The organism is Duganella radicis (genome assembly GCF_009720825.1).
In the GTDB taxonomy this organism is placed as follows: domain Bacteria; phylum Pseudomonadota; class Gammaproteobacteria; order Burkholderiales; family Burkholderiaceae_D; genus Rugamonas; species Rugamonas radicis.
Window position 1 is genome coordinate 1 of sequence record NZ_WNKY01000119.1, and the last position, 1,096, is coordinate 1,096.

A 1,096-nucleotide genomic window follows, 5' to 3' on the forward strand; every position below is an offset into this window, starting at 1 on the left:
CTCCAGAGCAACCTTGGCCTTGAACTCCGCCGTGTGTACCCTGCGTTTTTTGCCTTCACTCATGCGCTATCATCCTTTCACGGACGACAGCTTAAACCACCGTCTCAAATTCGGGGGCCACTATAGCATGTCACTGTGACTGATTCGAAAAAAACTAACCTAAACGATGTGATCGGGGCTTTGCTTGAGGCAGCCGTTCGAGATCAGCATGCCATTAACGACGCGATTAAGGAAATGAAGGGATCGCGGAGAAAGATGGACGATGCATCAGATACCCTGCCCAGCACCGTCGCATCCCGAGTAAGCGCATCATTGAAGGTGGCCATTGACGACGCGGCCAATACCTTATTAGAGCGATTTAATCATGCGACAACAGAGGCAGATCGCGCAGCGGCCGCCTATCAAAAAGCGTCAAGAGAAGCACCGCGTCGTTTTGTACTGCTAGGGATTGGAGTTACATTCGTGGCCATTACTGCGCTCGCCACCCTGGCGTGGTGCTTTACACCCAGCATGGATGAAATTCGCGCAAGACGAGCAGAACGCGACAACCTAGAAAACCAAGTGGAGTGGCTGAAACAGGCAGCCCATAGCGACTTGACCACTTGCAGACTCAAAAACAATACTGTGCGTTTGTGCGCAAAGCTTGACCGTCAATTCTCAGACCAATGGGGCGGATATCGAATTATCACTGAGAAATGATATTAGACCTGGCAGGGAAGCTCCAACGTCGTAAAAGCACCGGACATGCGCTCGTGCCGGCCATGCCGATCAGCTGGCAAATACCCGTCCTAAAAAATGCCCCGACTTATGCGGGGCATTCTTCTATTGAACCGCCGCAAGAGTTTACTCTTGCGGTACGGGCAACAGCCTTTTATGGCGCCCTGAACTGGCCATGCCTATCCGATGGCTTTCGATTACGTTCGCGGTGAATATTGACGGGAGTATGACCATTGATAGTTGCCCATTGAATTGAATCGCCCCGGGTTTGAAGGAGGCTCCAACATTTGAGAAAATGGAGCCACCATGAAAAAATCAGTCCGATATTCCCCCGAAGTGATGGAGCGCGCCGTGCGCATGGTCCAGGAGGCCGGCAGCG

At 52.2% G+C, this 1,096-nt stretch carries 1 protein-coding gene; it reads left to right on the forward strand.

Annotated features, from left to right (window positions below; all coding sequences use genetic code 11):
• The first annotated feature begins 135 nt into the window (after positions 1–135).
• Complete coding sequence (locus GM676_RS31315) at positions 136–699, forward strand: hypothetical protein (protein WP_155468465.1); 564 nt, start codon at positions 136–138, stop codon at positions 697–699.
• Positions 700–1,096 lie beyond the last annotated feature (397 nt).